Annotated in this window: 20 protein-coding genes; 7 read left to right on the top strand and 13 right to left on the bottom strand. The window is 38.2% G+C overall.

Translation table 11 applies throughout. The features are described from left to right. Positions 1 to 191: 191 nt before the first annotated feature. From ACOI1D_RS13430 to ACOI1D_RS13405, 6 genes are all read left to right on the top strand, one after another. Entirely contained in the window at positions 192 to 761 is a 570-nt protein-coding gene (locus ACOI1D_RS13430; protein ID WP_422501801.1) for a glycerol-3-phosphate responsive antiterminator, read from the top strand. Between the two features lie 591 nt (positions 762 to 1352). Beyond that, positions 1353 to 2420, top strand: a complete 1068-nt coding sequence (locus ACOI1D_RS13425; protein WP_422501800.1) for an amidohydrolase family protein — start codon at positions 1353 to 1355, stop codon at positions 2418 to 2420. A 14-nt stretch (positions 2421 to 2434) separates the two neighbouring features. Next, complete coding sequence (locus tag ACOI1D_RS13420) at positions 2435 to 2791, top strand: Rieske (2Fe-2S) protein (protein ID WP_422501799.1); 357 nt, start codon at positions 2435 to 2437, stop codon at positions 2789 to 2791. A gap of 25 nt (positions 2792 to 2816) precedes the next feature. Next, positions 2817 to 3809 (top strand): NAD(P)/FAD-dependent oxidoreductase, encoded by a 993-nt coding sequence (locus ACOI1D_RS13415; RefSeq protein WP_422501798.1) that lies wholly within the window; start codon positions 2817 to 2819, stop codon positions 3807 to 3809. Between the two features lie 45 nt (positions 3810 to 3854). After that, complete coding sequence (gene betB, locus ACOI1D_RS13410; protein ID WP_422501797.1) at positions 3855 to 5327, top strand: betaine-aldehyde dehydrogenase; 1473 nt, start codon at positions 3855 to 3857, stop codon at positions 5325 to 5327. A 138-nt stretch (positions 5328 to 5465) separates the two neighbouring features. After that, positions 5466 to 6242, top strand: a complete 777-nt coding sequence (locus ACOI1D_RS13405; protein WP_422501796.1) for a sulfite exporter TauE/SafE family protein — start codon at positions 5466 to 5468, stop codon at positions 6240 to 6242. A 280-nt stretch (positions 6243 to 6522) separates the two neighbouring features. On the opposite strand, the gene ACOI1D_RS13400 is transcribed toward ACOI1D_RS13405, so the two are convergent. The 3 genes from ACOI1D_RS13400 to ACOI1D_RS13390 all read right to left on the bottom strand — a co-directional run bounded on the left by ACOI1D_RS13400 (position 6523) and on the right by ACOI1D_RS13390 (position 9761). Further along, the gene (locus ACOI1D_RS13400) at positions 6523 to 8076 is read right to left on the bottom strand and encodes a GNAT family N-acetyltransferase (RefSeq protein ID WP_422501795.1); all 1554 of its coding nucleotides are present in this window, start codon (positions 8074 to 8076) and stop codon (positions 6523 to 6525) included. A 289-nt stretch (positions 8077 to 8365) separates the two neighbouring features. Then, positions 8366 to 8764 (bottom strand): bactofilin family protein, encoded by a 399-nt coding sequence (locus ACOI1D_RS13395; protein ID WP_422501794.1) that lies wholly within the window; start codon positions 8762 to 8764, stop codon positions 8366 to 8368. A gap of 22 nt (positions 8765 to 8786) precedes the next feature. Further along, positions 8787 to 9761, bottom strand: a complete 975-nt coding sequence (locus ACOI1D_RS13390) for a M23 family metallopeptidase (RefSeq protein ID WP_422501793.1) — start codon at positions 9759 to 9761, stop codon at positions 8787 to 8789. A gap of 368 nt (positions 9762 to 10129) precedes the next feature. Here ACOI1D_RS13390 and ACOI1D_RS13385 point away from each other — a divergent pair, with 368 nt between their 5' ends. Further along, the gene (locus ACOI1D_RS13385; protein WP_422501792.1) at positions 10130 to 11044 is read left to right on the top strand and encodes a glycine betaine ABC transporter substrate-binding protein; all 915 of its coding nucleotides are present in this window, start codon (positions 10130 to 10132) and stop codon (positions 11042 to 11044) included. Positions 11045 to 11320: 276 nt separating this feature from the next. Here ACOI1D_RS13385 and ACOI1D_RS13380 read toward each other — a convergent pair whose 3' ends face one another. The 10 genes from ACOI1D_RS13380 to ACOI1D_RS13335 all read right to left on the bottom strand — a co-directional run bounded on the left by ACOI1D_RS13380 (position 11321) and on the right by ACOI1D_RS13335 (position 18219). Then, on the bottom strand, positions 11321 to 11941 hold the full coding sequence (locus ACOI1D_RS13380) for a cupin domain-containing protein (RefSeq protein ID WP_422501817.1): 621 nt from the start codon (positions 11939 to 11941) through the stop codon (positions 11321 to 11323). A gap of 179 nt (positions 11942 to 12120) precedes the next feature. After that, positions 12121 to 12504: a DUF302 domain-containing protein gene (locus ACOI1D_RS13375; protein ID WP_422501791.1), complete on the bottom strand. Its 384-nt coding sequence runs from the start codon at positions 12502 to 12504 to the stop codon at positions 12121 to 12123. 139 nt (positions 12505 to 12643) lie between these two features. Beyond that, positions 12644 to 13210, bottom strand: coding sequence for a class I SAM-dependent methyltransferase (locus ACOI1D_RS13370; RefSeq protein ID WP_422501790.1), 567 nt, complete (start codon positions 13208 to 13210; stop codon positions 12644 to 12646). A gap of 64 nt (positions 13211 to 13274) precedes the next feature. Beyond that, positions 13275 to 13571: a rhodanese-like domain-containing protein gene (locus ACOI1D_RS13365; RefSeq protein WP_422501789.1), complete on the bottom strand. Its 297-nt coding sequence runs from the start codon at positions 13569 to 13571 to the stop codon at positions 13275 to 13277. 178 nt (positions 13572 to 13749) lie between these two features. Continuing rightward, on the bottom strand, positions 13750 to 14529 hold the full coding sequence (locus tag ACOI1D_RS13360) for a sulfite exporter TauE/SafE family protein (RefSeq protein ID WP_422501788.1): 780 nt from the start codon (positions 14527 to 14529) through the stop codon (positions 13750 to 13752). A gap of 110 nt (positions 14530 to 14639) precedes the next feature. Further along, positions 14640 to 14867: a sulfurtransferase TusA family protein gene (locus ACOI1D_RS13355; protein ID WP_422501787.1), complete on the bottom strand. Its 228-nt coding sequence runs from the start codon at positions 14865 to 14867 to the stop codon at positions 14640 to 14642. A gap of 37 nt (positions 14868 to 14904) precedes the next feature. Then, positions 14905 to 16032 carry an MBL fold metallo-hydrolase gene (locus tag ACOI1D_RS13350; RefSeq protein WP_422501786.1) on the bottom strand — a complete coding sequence of 376 codons (1128 nt, stop codon included), beginning with the start codon at positions 16030 to 16032 and terminating at the stop codon, positions 14905 to 14907. Between the two features lie 50 nt (positions 16033 to 16082). Next, positions 16083 to 16658, bottom strand: coding sequence for a sulfurtransferase TusA family protein (locus ACOI1D_RS13345; protein ID WP_422501785.1), 576 nt, complete (start codon positions 16656 to 16658; stop codon positions 16083 to 16085). 49 nt (positions 16659 to 16707) lie between these two features. Then, the gene (locus tag ACOI1D_RS13340) at positions 16708 to 17187 is read right to left on the bottom strand and encodes a DsrE/DsrF/DrsH-like family protein (RefSeq protein WP_422501784.1); all 480 of its coding nucleotides are present in this window, start codon (positions 17185 to 17187) and stop codon (positions 16708 to 16710) included. A 324-nt stretch (positions 17188 to 17511) separates the two neighbouring features. After that, entirely contained in the window at positions 17512 to 18219 is a 708-nt protein-coding gene (locus ACOI1D_RS13335; protein WP_422501783.1) for a hypothetical protein, read from the bottom strand. Positions 18220 to 18277 lie beyond the last annotated feature (58 nt).

Raw genomic sequence — 18277 nt, 5'->3', positions numbered from 1 at the left:
CTTATTGATTCTAATATTCTATCTTTTTGGAATAGAAAACTTGGCTTATAACCAAGCCTTACTTCCAATGAATAGATACAAAACACCTACTTATAACCGCTTCAGCTTACGGTCACTAACCAGTTAACCTTTTATTCGGGACGAATCTACTATATAATAATAAAAGGACTAAATTAGATAAGGAGATTTTTATGAGTGATAACAAGATTAGACAAGCTCTAGAAGAAAATCCAATCATCGCCTCAGTCAAAGACAAAAAAGGACTTGAGGAAGCTGTTAATACAGACTGTAATATTATATTTATACTAAATAGTGATATTATTAATATTGCTAGTGTTGTCAATAAAGTCAAAGATCATAACAAGCTTGCCTTTGTTCATGTGGATTTACTAGAAGGAACATCCAATAAAGAAATAAGCCTCCAATTCTTGAAAGAAAACACCAACGCTGACGGTATTATCAGCACAAAAGCCCAGATGGTTCATGCCGCGAGAAATTACGGTTTCTACACCATTCACCGATTTTTCTTAGTCGATTCCATGTCATTTCGCAGCATCGATAAACAAATCGCAAATTCAAACCCTCACTTTATCGAAATTCTACCAGGTGGCATGTCAAAAGCCATTGGATGGGTCAAAGACAAAATAGACACCCCTATTATCGCAAGTGGACTAGTTTGTGATAAAGAAGACGTGGTTACAGCATTACAAGCTGGTGCAGTTGCCATTTCCTCAACAAATAACGATGTTTGGTATATGTAAACCAGATAACCTCAAGATTGACCTGGTCCCTTAACGGGGATTTTTTCAATTAAGCTGGGTTTTGAGAAAACCTGGCTATTGACGATATTTTATCGAGCACCCACGCCTTAAATCGAGCACTGTCAGCAAAAATCGAGCACCAAACCCTGAAAATCGTGCGTCACTTGGTTGGTGCTCGGTTTTCTTTGGTTGGTGCTCGAAAATTTTGTTTGGTGCTCGGTTCATCATAGGTGGTGCTCGAAAATCCTGGTTGGTGCTCGAAATTAACAAGTGCCTGTCACCAAGGTCTAAGAGCAGATCTCCCCTCAAGAGAAGTTACCCCTCTCCCGACTCTAGTAGTCTTTGCTGTTATTCAGAACCTATCCACAACAGTCATATATCTAATCACCAAACCTGACATTATCCATTTCAATCTCCGGGCAAACAATTTTAAAAATTTTAAAAATGCGCATTTGTATCACTGATCGTTACTGAAGGGTACTGAGGTCACTCAATGCCACTCAGTATCACTCACAGCGGTTTTTCGGGTTTGGGAGCAAATAGAAACACTGCTATAGTTTGAAATACAAGAAACAAACTGGGGGACTTAGTATGAATAACAACAATCAGACACCAAAAAAGAAAATTATAGACGTTGATATCCACGAAAGTGTCAGGTATAAAGATTTGTTCAAGTATTTAGATAATCCCTACAGAAGGTATATAGAAGATGCAAATTGGATTCAAGAAAAACATTTGCCCTATACCCAGCCTTCTGTAGCGGGGGTTAATCGAGCCGACGCTAGACCACCAGGTGGCGGAATTGCGGGATCAAATCTGCCCTTTATGCAGGAACAACTGCTTGATGATATTGGTCATGAATATGGTATTTTGACCGGGGCACTTGATCCTTCACCATCATCCATGCACGGTTGGTATGAGATGGCTACAGCACTAGCCTCAGCTTATAATGACTGGGAAATAGAGAACTGGTTAGAAAAAGACGAACGCCTTTATGGTTCTGTGCACATTAATGCTGAGGATCCAAGTGGAGCAGTTCGTGAGATAGAAAGAGTTGGTTCACATCCTAAAATGGTTCAAATTTTATTACCTATCGATGATAAGATGTGGGGCGATCCTTATTACCACCCGATATTTGCGGCTGCTGAAAAACATGATTTAATGATTGGAATGCATCATAATGAACCACCAACCTATTACGGTAAATGGCCGAGATACTTTATAGAATGGCACAGCCTTCTGCCGACATCGCACATGATGATGGTGACAAACATGATTTTTAATGGTGTCTTCGAGAAGTTCCCGAACCTTAAACTTATGATGATTGAAGGCGGTTTTACTTTTGTACCTCATTTGATGTGGAAACTTGACCAACAATACAATGACCTTCGTCACGAAGTACCATGGATTAAAAGGAAGCCAAGCGATATTATGAAACAACATGTTCGGTTTTGCACCCAACCATCAGAAGAATTAAATAAAAAGGATTTTCTATCGGTAATTGATCAAATGGGCTCAGAGGAAATGATTTGCTTTGCAACAGATTACCCACACTGGGATTTTGATTCACCGCATCGGTCCTTACCAAACCTGGACCCAGATTTAAAGAAAAAGATATTCTCTGAAAACGCACGTGCATTCTATCCAAAATTGAAATAGCGGGAGGGTTACAAATGATGCAACAAACAATCTGTCACATAAATGATATGGAACCAGGAGAATTACGAGAAGCTCAACTTGGACGAATTTCTATTGTAGTTTGCAAAACGCTGGACGAAGAATTTTACGCCTTTACCAATAAATGCATCCACCAGGGCGGCCCCTTGGCCAAAGGTAAACTATGTGGAGCACCACAATCTGATGAACCAGGTGAATATACATTCTGTCAGGAAGGTGAAATTCTCCGTTGTCCTTGGCATGGACGGGAGTTTGATGTTAAGGATGATGGCCGTATGCTTGCCAATCCAAAACATAAACTACCTAGCTTCCCTGTCAAGATTGAAGATGATTATGTGATCGTATATAAATAATGAAATAACTAAATGGAGTGATTTTGTGCATCATGAACAGCACGTTCATGACACGACTATTATCGGAGGAGGTCCCGCAGGATTATTTGCGACTTTCTATGGAGGTATGCGTGGCATGGATATACATCTAATTGAAAGTCTACCAGAACTGGGTGGTCAATTGACCGCACTGTATCCAGAAAAGTACATCTATGACGTGGCCGGCTTTCCAAACGTAAAAGCCAAGACGTTAGTTAAGCAACTTGAGGAACAAGCTTTAGCTTTTAATCCCAGCGTATCTCTGGATACAACTGTATCACAAGTTGAAAAGTTGGAAGAAAAACTATTCCAAATTACAACAACGAGGGGTGTTTATTTTTCAAAGACAGTTATAATCACAGGTGGAGTTGGAGCTTTCCAGCCACAGCGTCTGCCCATTGACAATGCCTTAGAATACGAAGGTCTTCACTTACATTACAGTGTCACTGATATTGAAACATTTAGAGACAAAAAGGTTTTAATTTCAGGTGGAGGAGATTCAGCTGTTGACTGGGCATTAACTCTAGAAGCTATTGCCCAGGAAGTTACATTGGTACACCGACGTGAAAAGTTTCGTGCCCACGAACAAAGTATCGAACAATTAAACGCTTCCTCCGTTACATTAACTACCCCTTATGTAATTAGTTCCCTGTCAGGTGAAAATGGTGAACTGAAACAAGCCGAAATTACGGATAAGGATAAAACTGAAGGAAAAACTTTGGACATTGACTCACTTATTGTTAGTCACGGATTCAAATCAAACCTTGGCCCTATTCAAGAATGGGGATTGGAGTTACAAAAAAAGTCTATTGTAGTTAATTCAAAAATGGAAACAAATATTGAAGGTATTTATGCTGCTGGCGATATTACCACCCATGAAGGGAAAGTAAACCTTATTGCATTAGGGTTCGGTGAGGGTCCGATAGCTATCAATCATGCCAAGGCATACATTGATCCTAAATCCAAGGTCCAACCTAAGCATAGTACCAGTCTATTTTAACTTAAATGGATTTCTAAGATTAAAAGATAACCAGGAGGAATCTTCATGGATATAAAAAAGATGTTTATCAACGGTGAATGGATCCAACCACAGAATGATCAAACGCGTGATATTATTAACCCCTACAACCAGAAAGTTATTGCTACAGTAGCTGAAGGTGACAAAACAATAACTCGAGAAGCCATCCAAGCTGCACGGAATGCTTTTGACAGCGGGAGTTGGAAAAGTACACCTGCCACAGAGCGTGGAAATCTTTTATTTAAGGTTGCCGGTTTTATTGAACGCGACAAAGAAGAACTAGCCGAGCTTGAGACGTTGGATACCGGAAAAACAATAGTAGAAAGTCGTGTAGATATGGATGATATCGCGGGAGTATTTCGCTACTATGCTGGATTAGCTGACAAGGATGGTGGGGAAGTAATCGAATCACCCATCCCAAACTCTTCAAGCAAGGTTGTTCGCGAACCAGTTGGTGTATGCTCTCAAATTACCCCATGGAATTATCCGCTTCTGCAGGCTTCCTGGAAAATTGCGCCTGCACTAGCAGCCGGTAATACAGTGGTATTGAAGCCAAGCGAAATCACCCCACTTACTACTATAAAGGTTACTGAGTTAATAGAAGAAGCCGGAATACCAAAGGGTGTATTTAATTTAGTATTAGGTGCTGGACATACTGTTGGCCAGGAGTTGGTCGATAATGTCCAAGTGGACCTAGTATCATTCACTGGAGGCATTCATACCGGAAAGAAAATTATGAAAGCAGCAGCCGATACCATGAAAAACATTGCTTTAGAGCTTGGGGGCAAAAATCCAAATGTCGTTTTTGCTGATGCTAATATGGAGACAGCGTTGGATCAGGCGCTTAATGCCGCCTATTTTCATGCAGGTCAAGTATGTTCTGCAGGCTCCAGGTTAATTGTTGAAGACAAAATCCACGACTCGTTTGTATCCCAGTTAGCTGAACGGGTAAAACACATCAGACTTGGAAATGGATTTGACGAAACAACTCATTCTGGACCAATCATTTCAGCAGAGCATCGTGCAAAGGTGGAAAGCCTCGTAGCGATTGGAAAACAACAAGGAGCGAACTTATTAATAGGTGGAAAACGCCCTGATTCGCCTGAATTACAAAACGGCTTCTTTTATGAGCCAACAATATTCACAGATTGCACAACAGATATGAAGATTGTCCAGGAAGAGATATTTGGCCCTGTAATAACTGTGGAACGTTTTACTACTAAAGATGAAGCTATCCAATTAGCTAACGACTCCATCTATGGATTAGCAGGCGCAGTCTGGACAGAAGATACGCTCAAAGCTAATGAAGTGGCTGCTGAACTTCGTATGGGAACCGTATGGATTAACGACTTTCACCCTTATTTCGCCCAAGCACCCTGGGGTGGATACAAACAATCAGGGATTGGCCGCGAATTAGGTAAACACGGTCTTGAAGAATATACAGAAGTTAAACATATCTTCCAAAACACAAAGCCTGCGCCGATAAACTGGTTTAAGTAATTTTTATTTAAAGGCTACTGCAGAGGTTCGGATAAAAATCTCTGTTCTCTGTGGTAGTCTTTTATTTGTTGTGTCTTATCCACATACTAGAGTAAAGGAAAAATTTTTTGTGATAAAAGTTAGGTCAGGTGAAGAAATTTGATAATCTCAGCATTGATTCTATTGGGTTTTATAACAAGTACATACGGAACAATTATAGGTGCGGGTGGCGGCTTTTTGTTTGTCCCAGTATTATTAATGTTTTATGATATCTCCCCAGCTGTTGCCTCCGCTACAGGTCTGGCAGTTGTATTCCTAAACGCCGCAGCCGGTTTGCCTATATTGTTGAAACAACAGCGCGTATTTCTTTGGGCTGGGGCGATACTTGCCCTTGGAGCTTTTCCAGGGACGTTTATCGGTGCAGGATTGGTTAAATATAGTTCAGATACTGTGTTTTATAGCCTCTTCGCCATTCTTCTAATCGGCCTTGGTATATTTTTAAGTTTAAAGAAACCATCCAGGACAGAGAAAGCTGCAGCCACCAATGAACAACAGGAAAAACAAGTCGGACCTACTATCAATCTATGGAATCTACTAGGGATCGGGGGACTTCTTGGGATTGTTTCTTCTTTTTTCGGAATTGGAGGTGGATGGCTACTGGTGCCAATCTTAATTTACGGGTTCCGCTTCTCTATTAAAACTGCCACAGCCACTTCTATCTTTTCTCTTGCCTTATATTCGCTGGTTGGCCTACTCCCTTCTATTGCAGATGGACTGGTACAATGGCCCATCGTAATCTGGAGTGGTATAGGTGTGCTTGTAGGTGCCCAAGCAGGAGCCATCCTCTCGAAAAAAATGAAAGGCGTATCCATAAATCGGCTTCTATCCGGGTTGGTGATTGTTATGGGGATTAGCATGATTTTTCAAATTCCTTAAGTAGTATGTTTGTGGAAGTAGCCTTTTTTAATGGATGATAAATGAAGCGTTATTATCGAGCGGCGATGAGCGAAAATCGAGCACCAACCCCTAAAAATCGCGCACCACTCAGATGGTGCTCGATTTTTAGGGGTTGGTGCTCGAAAATTTAGTTTGGTGCTCGGTTTCACTTGGTCGGCGCTCGAAAATCAAATTTGGTGCTCGATAATTAAACAAGTGCCCGCCACCCGGGAATATTCAGAATAGTTTCGAGTAACAGGCACTTAAATTAATTAGGAATTTATAATACTGTATCGTTCTTCTTATATCTTACTTCAAATAAATCTCTGCGTCTGTCGCGTAACTGTCTTACTGTACCAGACTTTCTTTGTCTCCTTAAAATTTCCAAATCTACATCGCCAACAACAACTGCTTCTATATTCGGATTACACTCTCCAACAATTCCATCACGGGAAAATTCAAAATCGGATGGCGTAAATATACCTGATTGAGCATATTGAATGTCCATATTTTCCACTTGCGTTAAGTTACCGGCAGTTCCAGCTATAACGGTGTATACCTGGTTTTCCACGGCACGAGCCTGTGCACAGTATCGAACGCGTAAATATCCTTGTCGATCATCGGTACAGAACGGAACAAAGATAATATTTGCTCCCTGGTCAACTGCGTATCGTGTAAGTTCTGGGAATTGAATATCATAACAAATCTGGATCGCAATTTTACCACAATCGGTGTCAAACACTTTAACCGCATCACCCGGTTTAATTCCCCACCACTTCTTCTCATTTGGGGTTACGTGAATTTTATATTGTTTTTCAATCGTTCCATCTCTTCGGAATAGATAAGATATATTGTAGACATGGTCATCTTCTTCCACAAAGTGTGAACCACCGATGATGTTTACATTATATTTCACGGCTAGATTGGTAAAGAGCTCAATATAATCCTCCGTATACTCCGTTAGTTTACGGATTGCTTTTGACGGAACCTTTTCTTCCAGGAATGACATCAACTGTGTCGTGAATATTTCTGGGAATACAGCAAAATCCGATCCGAAATCATACGCAACATCAACGTAATATTCAACCTGCTTTGCAAACTCCTCAAATGAATCAATGCTTTTCATCATATATTGAATTACGGTTATTCTAACAGGGTACGCTGTCTTGAAATGCCGCTTCGTCTTTGCCCGATACTCAATGTTATTCCATTCCATCAATGTTGCATATTGTAATGATTTTTCATCATCCGGTAAATATCCTGGGTTAATTCGCATCACGATAAACCCATTCATAATCTGAAATGTTAACACAGGGTCATAAACATTTTGGTAACTAACCTCTTCAACATATTCTCTAGGCGAATACTGGTCTTTATATTTATGATAATTTGGAATTCGTCCACCGATAATAATGCTTTTTAAATTTAGCTCTCTAGCCAAATCTTTCCTAGCGTCGTAGAGTCTTCTACCAATTTTCATACCCCTGAATTCCGGGTCAACCATTACCTCTATTCCATACAGATTGTAACCCTCCGGATCATGATTTGTAATATATCCTTCATCCGTAATGTCATCCCATGTATGCCGATCATCATATTCATCGAAATTAACAATCAGACTAGAGCTGCTTCCAATAATCTTCCCATCATATTCCACACAAAACTGCCCTTCTGGAAAAGTCTCTAAGTGGCTTTCCAGCTGCTCTCGCTTCCATGGGTCCATATTCTGAAAACAGATCTTTTGTAATTCTAAAATCTGTTCTATATCATCTATTTTAATATTTCTAACTTCAAGTTTCTTTTCAAAACTCGATAAATCTAATTTTTCAGACATACGTTATCTGTCCTTTCAGGTTTAGTGCTATTTTACTTCAGTTTTCCTAGTTAATAATTTTACGAAAAGCTTTATCCCATAGTATTAAATATAGTGATTACTATATGATTAATTGTACCACAGATCAAATGCACTACTAATTTCGAATTTTAGAAAACTTGACTTATCGCCCGGCCTTAGTTGCATTTATGCAGTAAGAAAGGATTTATACTTTCTTACCTGCTAAAAAGAACCTTCAATCAAAAAACAGATCAAAGGTTCACCGATATTCTTCATAAATAATTTTAGTTTACTCAGCTACTTCTTCTAAAACCTTATCCTTCTCTTTTTTTCGGTCATCATGATGATCAATCATATTACTTTTACCTTCAAAAACTCCACCTTCATCGATTATAAAAGATTTCATTTGAATATTTCCGTGTAATTTTCCAGTTGATTCGATATGTACCGTTCCAGACGCAGTTACATCACCTATTATTGTTCCAGCAACAATTATATTTCTCACAGTTACTTTGGTTTCAGCGACACCTTCTATACCCACAGTTAAGTCGCCAGAGCAGCAAATTTCTCCTTCAACCTTCCCTTCTACACGCATACTACCCTCCGTTTTTAACTTTCCTTCGAGTGATGTCATTGCACCAATAACAGTGTCTAAAACTTCCAATTGTTTCTGCTTTTTATTTTTCATTTAGCCAACCTGCCTTAATTTATTAATTTAAAAATCTATCCATAAAAGTCATATATTTATACGGGTTAATTGGTACATTATTATGTATGATTTCATAATGTAAATGTACTCCTGTGCTTCTGCCTGAAGAGCCCATTAAGCCAATAACGTCACCTTTTTTTACTTCCTCTCCCATTTCAACATTGATTTTTGAGAGGTGTGCATATCTTGTTTTTAATGTGGATGTGTGTTTAATCACTACTGAATTCCCATATCCACCCTCACGCCCTGCGCCTGTTACTTTGCCGTCCGCAGTTGCATATACATCCGTCCCATAAGACCCAGCAATGTCTATCCCAGTATGCATAGCACCTCTAGTGGTAAATGGATCAGATCGGTTTCCAAATCTTGACGTTATCCTTTCAGCATCTGCCGGCCAATATGTAGGTGTAGCATCAAGTGTTTTATTTAATTCGCTAAAGTTTTCTATAGAATCCTGGTAACTATTAATTAGTGTAGGAACAGAACCACCTAATCTTCTATACCTTTCATTCAATGTCTCTGTTTTACTAATTGATTCACTGACTGGTGATTGAATTATTTCTTCTGAGGAATTGTCTGAGGAGAGAATTTCTAGTCCTCCAGTTGGACCTGCGCCAGTGCTGGCATTGATATGCTTTGGATTCAGTGAGGCAATCATCGTTGCAAGTTCCTGCTCCAGTTCCTGAAGACGTGTTACTTGCCTATTTAATGTACGAGCCTCGGCTTTATAATAAGCTATATTATCATCCTTCGATTCAATTTCCTGGTCTGCCTCCACAAGTTCTGAAGCAATAAGCTTATTTTCTTGTCTTGTTTCTTTTACCATCATTTGCGAAAAAATCAACGAAATAGATAAAGCAGCAAAAATAACTCCAACTATACCTACACTTATCTTGGGTATTTTCAGCTGATACACACGTTTATTCGCATCTGACGTTACTAAAATGGTCCATTGCTTGTGTTTCTTTGAATTCACTATAATACCTCCGGAGCTAACATTCTCTACTACCTTCTTTATCTTCTTTTCGACAGGAAGTGATAGTATTCCTTCTTTTATTTTTTAGAAATCAGTAAAAAAAGTAATTAGTCAATATCTTGTAATGCAGAATATAAACGATTATTTCTAAGAATTATATAGTCTAAGTGATCAAACCCAACCTTTACTATCTTACATTCCATAATACGGAGATTTTTCCAATTTTACTGGAAACTATATCTATTGTATTATTTTAAATGTGTTTTCAAAGAGTATGAATAATTTAGTTATGTTTAAACTAAGGTAGAAATATTTAGGGCATACCAATATGTATAGTCCTTTTTCAATTTAGAAGGAGGAACGGAATAGTGTTAAATTTAAAATCATTTAGTATCGCTCTTGGCTTATCATTTTCTTTACTTGTAACTGGTTGTGGTAATGAAGAAGAGTCACAGGATAATGGTAATGTTGGAGAAGATACTACTAATTTAGGTGAAGATTTAGAATACACGATTACAGGTATTGAGCCTGGAGCAGGAACAACGACACTTGCGAGAAACACTTTAAAGGAATACAAAAATCTAGAAGGATGGAAACTTCTGGAAGGTTCAACTGCAGGTATGTTAACTGAACTAGGTGAGGCGATTGATAACAAAGAACCAATTATTGTAACAGGTTGGACTCCACACTGGAAATTCGCTTCTTATGACTTAAAGTTTTTAAAGGATCCAAAAGGTACATTTGGTGGAACAGAGAACATAAATACAATAACAAGAAAAGGCTTAAAAGAGGATATGCCTAATGCCTACAAAATACTAGATCGTTTTCATTGGAAGCCGGAAGATATGCAAGCTGTAATGCTCGATGCACGGGATTCCTCATTTGAGGATGCAGCAAGTAATTGGATAGAAGAGAATCAGGATAAAGTAGACAAATGGACTGAGGGCGTAGAGAAGGTAGATGGAAAAGCAATTGAATTAGTATCTACTCCGTGGGATACAGAACGTTCTTCTGGCAATGTGATGAAGGCAGTATTAGAACAACAAGGGTATGATGTAACATTAACACCTGTCGACCCAGCAATTATGTTTCAAGCTGTAGCTAACGCTGAAGCTGATGCATCGCTTGCCCCATGGTTGCCTGTAACACATGGTTCTTTCTATGAAAAGTATCAGGAAGATATTGTAGATTTAGGTGAAAACTTAACAGGTGCAAAAATTGGTATGGTTGTTCCTCAATATATGAAAATTGATTCAATTGAGGATTTAAAACCAAAAGAATAACACTATATCGGGGTCAGGTTGCTTGCTATATATAGTGATCTGGCCCTTTTAGTTTAATGAGAACATTTTATCGAGCACCGATTGCCGAAAATCGCGCACTGCGGGACAAAAATCGAGCACCAAACACCAGATATCGAGCGCCAATCAGTTGGCGCTCGGTTTTCCATGTGTGGTGCTCGAAAATTAAAATTGGTGCTCGAATATCTACTTTGGTGCGCGCTTTTCCATGTATAGTGCTCGAAACCCCCGTTTGACAGAAATTGTGTAAATAAATCTCTAAATCATTTTCTTAGAATAGGTGGAACCTCGACTTTTATTAGCTTTCTTCCATAGACTCTCAGCATCGGCTTTGGTAACGTGAACAGTACCAAATGGGTGATTAGGCGGAGCATATATAGAGTAAAGTTTTAGTGGTACAGTACCTGTATTGATTAGATTATGCCATGTGCCAGCAGGTATCAGGATTGCAGAGTCATCATAGACATTCCTTTCAAAGTTTAAATAATCTTTACTCTCACCCATTCGAACAATCCCCTGTCCCTGTTCAATACGTAAAAATTGATCAACGTCAGGGTGCATTTCCAATCCGATATCTTCACCTTCATCAAGGCTCATTAAAGTTAGCTGTAACTGTGTTCCTGTCCACAAAGCTGTACGATACGTATCGTTTTGCTTCGCTGATTCATTGATATTAATGAAAAATGGTTTTGGCCCATAGTCAGTCAAAGGTACGTTTTCATGACTGTTGGAAGAACGATTAGCATTAAATCTGATTGCATGCTCTTCCTCATTAGGAGAAGCCCAATGAACAGGCTGTCTTTCATAGTTATAAGTTGGTGCATTAACATAATAAGGATGTTGACATTGACATGGATACATATAAGGAACATAATACATTTTTCTCAATCCCTTCACATTTTATAAATATCCTATGCACTTGCTAAAGGAATGTACTTACAATAGATTAGAAAATCCTTCGTTGCACTTATGCAGAAAGTACATACTTTACTACCTAAAAAGAACGATAGAGGTTTTTTAATCAACCTCTATCGTTCTTAATTTATCTATCATAAACATTATATGCTTTGATCTATACAGCTAATTAACCTATTCTCAATATCTGCTGCAAATTCCTTAAGAGATTCATCATTAACCATTTCGATTAAAGCAGTTGGTTTTGGTAGTCCAATTTTAACTTTGCCCCCATCTTCATAAACAACAATTTTACAAGGTAAAAAATAACCGACCATTTGATTTTGTGATAACACTCGTTCAGCTTCTTTAGGATTACATACTTCAAGCACCAGATATGGCTGATTGAAATCTAATCCTTTTTCCTGTAATTTAGCTTTTATATCAAACTGCCACAGAACCCCAAATTGTTCTTTCTTTAGGCTTTCTTCCAAAGATTGAACTGCTTCTTCCATCTTTTTATTTGTTTCAACTGTATAATGGAACATACTATTCCTCCTTGATAAAGTATTAAATCATAAAAATTTTGATATACCTGAAAAGGTGACAAGCCCTGCTCCTGCCAGGAACATTACTTTCTGAGACGGTCACAACATTCCCCATATACTTTTCATTTGTATCCCCTCCTCAACGTCTTGCTTTGACAGCGTAGTGTTTGGGGTTTAAGTCAATAACCTCAGCTTCAAAGTTCATAGTATTCAAAAGCTCAAGCATTTTTTCAGAAGATATTCGTTCATGAAGCGGTGGACCTGATTCTGTATCTACAGCTTTCCACTCAATCATAAGTAATTCTCCCCCTGGCTTTAAAATTCGTTTTATTTCAGTTAGCGCAGTTTCTAAATTGGCAACTTCATGAATGACTAAAGAGACAATCACTTTATTTACCGAGCTATCAACCAATTGAATATCTTCTAAATCACTTACAACGTAATTAATATTGTCTAATTGTTCCTTTGCAGCATACTCTTTTAACATATCGAGCATTTTAGGTTCAATATCTACAGCGTGTACTGTATTATTTGTACCTGTTGCAATAGGAATAGTAAAATATCCATTCCCTGCCCCCAAATCTGCAACAATATCATCAGGGTCCAACTTAAGATATTCTATTATCTTGTTGGGAGGCAACAGTACTTTCCTCTCGTCACTCATTAATTTATGAGCATGCTCCGGGTTAAACCTCTTATCAGTCATCTGATTTCCCCCTCTCCCTCTTGCATTATCCCCATTTGTATTGCTCATCTAAATCATACGCTATTTACTCCACATTATCTTTCCAGTCCAGCATGCCACCTTGCATGTTTGTAACGTCATACCCCTTGTCGGTTAGAAAAGCACAGGCATTTCCGCTTCTACCTCCAGAACGACAGACCATATAATGGTGCTGATCTTTATCAATTTCTTTCAATCTTTCTGGTAATTGCCCCAACGGAATATGCTTAGCACCTGGTATCTTACCCTGTGCAACCTCTTCATCTTCACGTACATCGATAATACTTAGCTTTTTCCCTTCTTTTACTTTCTCAGCTAATTCGTTTGCAGTAATTTCTTTCAAAACTCTCGCCTCTTGTCATTCGTACTTATTTTCCCCTATTAGTCTTAAATCATAAGCGCAATATACTTATACAATTTAGGTGTTTTTTTAATCAAAAAGATATACTGGCTAGGGTATTATTTCTTGGTTAAAAAAAGATCAACCTCCTTGGAAAAATGAGTTTCACACAAGAAATTTCTTATGATAGAATGTCAAACCAAATTTTAATTGCTGTACCTGCAATAAGTAGAGCCAAGGTGATTTGCAGGATTTTTGTATTGACTTTCTTCCCTGCCATTGCACCAAGTGGTGAGGCAATCAAACTAGCAACTACCATGATTAATGCTGGCAGGTACTCTACTTGTCCTGTCGTTATTTTGCCTATTGTTGCACCAATAGAGGAAAGAAATGTAATAGCTAAAGACGAAGCAATTGTCATTCTAGTAGGGATTTTTAACACTACTAACATAATCGGTACCAATAAGAATGCCCCTGCCGCACCGACAATACCTGCACCGATACCAACAATAAATGCCAAAACAGTTGCTAAACTTTTGTTGAACTTCACTTGGTCCAAAGGAATATTATCGATTCCTTTTTTAGGAATAAACATCATCACAGCAGCAATTAACGCAAGCGTCCCATACGTAATATTAATACCGCCCTCTGACAATAGTTTAGAACCATACCCACCAATGAAACTTCCGATTAAAATACTAATCCCCATGTAACCAATCAACGTTTTATTTAAATAACCACCTTTGCGGTATGCCCAAACACCACCAATAGTTGCAAAAAACACCTGTACAGCACTTATTCCCGATACCTCATGTGCACTAAATGCGGCTAACCCTAACAGTGGCGGTATATATAGAAGCATTGGATATTTTATGATTGACCCACCAATTCCTAACATTCCAGATACGTATGATCCTACAAATCCAATTAAAAATATTGTCACTATAAACATAAAATCCATAATCTTTTCCCCCCTTTTGAAAAAGGAGGCTTGCTAAACCAGAATCAGACCTAGCCATTATAAGAAGCGTTTAGCCCAATTCCTTAGCAAAGCCTCTTACTAATTTTTTATTAGCCCTTTTTAATCCAAAATTTCAAAACACCGTCTTCTTCTGTATCTGTTAACAGCTCATGTCCTCCAGATTTTGCCCATGCAGTTAAGTCACTTTTAGCTCCTTGATCTGTTGCATGTACCTCAAGAATTTGTCCAGATTCTAATTCGTTGATTGCTTTTTTAGTTTTCACTATCGGCATTGGGCACGCTAGCCCTTTTGCATCTAATACTTTTGTTATTTCCATTTCAAATTCCTCCTAATAGTAGTTATCTTTTTAAAAATTATCTGATTGCACAACGGTTAGGTCCAATTTCCATTTCTCTTTGTTTTTCTTCTTCTGGTGTTACTTTTCCCATGTTCGTTTCGCGAATTTCCTGATATGCGTTTGGCTGTGGTGGCAAATTTTCCGTAACCATTTTTCTGAACTCAGTTTCATCTTCAATGTTTAACCCGTGATTCTTTGCAAACAGAGTACCTAGGCTTTCAGAAACACTTCCATCTTGATTTAACTCATCGATGACCATGAAATGTGCAGGAAGTACAACTAGTTCCTCTGATAGTTCTCGATATCGAGAATATAAACTCTCTCTTAAATCACCTACCCAATCTTCAGCCTTACCCGCAAGGTCAGGTCTTCCGATTGAATCGATAAATAAAATATCTCCAGAAAGCAAGAACTTCTCATCTACTACAAAGGATGTAGAACCAATTGTATGCCCCGGTGAGTACAATGCGTAAATATCAATTTCCGTATTACCAATGGTTACAATATTTCCACCTTCTAATGGTGCATACTCAAATGTTACTTCTTCAGCATCTTTTGGAGGCAACCAGTATGTTGCACCAGTTTGTTCAGCAATCTGTCTTCCTCCAGAGATGTGATCTGCGTGAAGGTGCGTATCAAACGCATGCGTAATCTTTACTTCTTTACTCGCAGCAAAGTCTACAAAAACATCTGTCATACGTGTAGCGTCGATAACTGCCGCCTCCCCATTTGAAATTACCATGTAGGAAAGACATCCCTTACCAATACGGACAAACTGATAGATTTCTCCACCGTCTTTTAAATTACCAACTTTGACAGGTTCCAAATGTTCACTCCAAGCCTTCATTCCTCCTTGTAGATAGGATACATTTACCCCTTCTTCTGACAGCATTTCTGCAATCATTACAGATGAACCTTCTTTCGCACACGTCACTAAAACTTCTTTGTTAGATGGAATTTTTTCGAGTATTTCTTCCACCCCATCCAGTAATTCAAAGTAAGGAATGTTCAAGTAGTCGAAGTTTTCTCCTTCAATCTTCCAATCTGCAAAAGCATCCTCATTACGAACATCTAAAATAAATAACTCATCCTTATTAAAAACCTTTTGCGTTACTTCATGAGCTGTCATCATACTAATAGTCACTTAAAATTACCCCCTCAGGTATTAATTAATTGAAAAAAATATAGTTTAATCTACTTAACAGTTTGTTTTGTTTCACCAGACCATTTACTCATACCTGGTAATACATTAATTACATTTGTAAATCCATTTCCTGAAAGCTTCTGGGATGCAAGATCACTACGACTACCCGTTCGGCAAATTACAAAAATCTCATCATTCTTATTTAATTCATTCATACGCTCATCCAACTCACCTAACGGCATCGAAACAGCATTCGGTATATGACTAAATGCATATTCTGCTGACTCTCTTACGTCAAGGATAACTCCACTACCACTTGTCTTCATTCTTTTCTCGAGTTCTTCATTAGTAGTCTTGTTTGGGTGCTTCTGTTCTATTAAATCATCTGCTGAAGATTTTCTTAAATAATGGCTAAGAACTTCACCTTCTTCTAGTGTTCCAAGATATTGGTGTCCTGAACTTCCAGCCCAAGCCTCAATATCTGCTTTTGATCCTTTATCCGTTGCTTGCACTTCAATTACCTGACCTGCTTCTAAATCTTTCATTGCTTTTTTTGTTTTAACAATTGGCATTGGACACGCTAAACCTTTAGCATCTAATACATAGTTCGCTTTTATTGTTTCCACACTACAGACCTCCATTTTAATTTATAAAATTATCAGTTCGTTAGTAGTACTAGATAAATAAGTTAACATTCCCGTTTTCCGCATCACCTAGATATGCAGCAACACCCGCATAATCTATATCATCTAATAACTCTTCTTTTTGTAGTCCTAACAAATCCATCGTCATCGTACAGGCAACTAGCTTTATCTCCTGATCTTGAGCCATTTCGATTAGACTGGGCAAACTCATTGCATTATGCTTTTTCATTACGTTTTTAATCATCTTTGGACCGAAACCAGCAAATTGCATTTTTGACAGTCCCATTTTGTCTGCACCTCTTGGCATCATTTTGCCAAACATTTTTTCCATAAAGCCTTTTTTCACTTCAATATTCTCATCTTTCCTCAGAGCGTTTAGACCCCAAAATGTGTGAAAAATTGTAACTTCATGATCATAGGCCGCTGCACCATTAGCTATAATGTATGCCGCCATTGCTTTATCATAATCACCACTGAATAAGACAATGGTTGTTCTTTTCTTGTCAGACATGCAATTTCCTCCTTGTTGATTGATTTGATTTTCCGCTCATTTACCCCGATAGGTATTTAAATAATAAAAAATAAAAATGGGTGTCAACCATTTATTTGTTAACCATGTCGCTATGACAAATCCAATGATATACCCTGCCAGGTATTTTGTCAACAAGTGAAATTATTTTAATCAACACTAGCCGCCCGGGAGCATATGTTAAATAGTAAAAGGGAGGGCGGAACCTCAATGAGATTCCGCCCTCCCTTTTACTATTTAAAACCCTATAAATAAAACCTGCAATCCACATAAACTCTATATGTTTATAAAATATAAAACGGCACTTTACTTACGGAATATGGCTAAAAGCCTCTGCAAATTTCCTGTAGGTTTTTTTACTGTTTCTTCTAATCGTTTATTAAAATTATTTTGTAAACGCCATTCCTTTTTCTGTTCGTCCCGCATGGATTGTATTTCTCTTTGTAAGTATTCGCTTTTTTCTTTTTCCTGTTGGAGCAATGTTTCATAATGAGTATTTTGTTGTTCCGTTAATTTTTCAATTTTAGCATGTGTTTTTTTCGTTGAATTTCCAATACCAGAACTTATAACATGGTGATCTTGCTGGAGTTGAGAAACCGTTGTTTTCAGCTGAGACATATCGTTTTTCAGTTGGACATTCATTTCTCGTGTGGCAGCTAGTTCCTGGCCTAAAAACATTAAGGACTCTTTTAATTGAGTGAGATCGTAAGGTGACTTGTCATATGTATCGGGTACCGCTATCTCTGTTTGATTAAATTCTTCTAATCTATCCTTTTGTTGATTCACAAGATATCTAGCAGTATCGTCCAGGGGCTTGTCCGTATCGCGTATCGCTATAAGCGATTCAATGTCGGATCGGACAAAAATACGCCGGTCACCATCTTTAAAAAACTCATATCCATTTCGCTCTAGGATTTGGCCGTACTTTCTAACCGTGGGCGTTGCAATCCCCACTTCTTCTGCCACTTCCTTCGTAGAGTAAGATCGTTCATTCGCTTGTATATCGTGTCGCATATCGGATCTCCTTTTCTATTAAAATATGAAGGTTCTAGATGAAACTGTACAAGTTATA

This window comes from Virgibacillus sp. DJP39, from assembly GCF_049310925.1.
Classification (GTDB): domain Bacteria; phylum Bacillota; class Bacilli; order Bacillales; family Amphibacillaceae; genus Virgibacillus_F.
This window is presented reverse-complemented; position numbering and strand designations above follow the sequence as displayed.

Coding starts and splice junctions, on each gene's coding strand:
- ACOI1D_RS13430 (WP_422501801.1), top strand. CDS start 192: ATGAGTGATAACAAGATTAGACAAGCTCTAGAAGAAAATCCAATCATC.
- ACOI1D_RS13425 (WP_422501800.1), top strand. CDS start 1,353: ATGAATAACAACAATCAGACACCAAAAAAGAAAATTATAGACGTTGAT.
- ACOI1D_RS13420 (WP_422501799.1), top strand. CDS start 2,435: ATGATGCAACAAACAATCTGTCACATAAATGATATGGAACCAGGAGAA.
- betB (WP_422501797.1), top strand. CDS start 3,855: ATGGATATAAAAAAGATGTTTATCAACGGTGAATGGATCCAACCACAG.
- ACOI1D_RS13400 (WP_422501795.1), bottom strand. CDS start 8,076: ATGTCTGAAAAATTAGATTTATCGAGTTTTGAAAAGAAACTTGAAGTT.
- ACOI1D_RS13395 (WP_422501794.1), bottom strand. CDS start 8,764: ATGAAAAATAAAAAGCAGAAACAATTGGAAGTTTTAGACACTGTTATT.
- ACOI1D_RS13380 (WP_422501817.1), bottom strand. CDS start 11,941: ATGTATTATGTTCCTTATATGTATCCATGTCAATGTCAACATCCTTAT.
- ACOI1D_RS13375 (WP_422501791.1), bottom strand. CDS start 12,504: ATGTTCCATTATACAGTTGAAACAAATAAAAAGATGGAAGAAGCAGTT.
- ACOI1D_RS13370 (WP_422501790.1), bottom strand. CDS start 13,210: ATGACTGATAAGAGGTTTAACCCGGAGCATGCTCATAAATTAATGAGT.
- ACOI1D_RS13360 (WP_422501788.1), bottom strand. CDS start 14,529: ATGGATTTTATGTTTATAGTGACAATATTTTTAATTGGATTTGTAGGA.
- ACOI1D_RS13355 (WP_422501787.1), bottom strand. CDS start 14,867: ATGGAAATAACAAAAGTATTAGATGCAAAAGGGCTAGCGTGCCCAATG.
- ACOI1D_RS13340 (WP_422501784.1), bottom strand. CDS start 17,187: ATGTCTGACAAGAAAAGAACAACCATTGTCTTATTCAGTGGTGATTAT.
- ACOI1D_RS13335 (WP_422501783.1), bottom strand. CDS start 18,219: ATGCGACACGATATACAAGCGAATGAACGATCTTACTCTACGAAGGAA.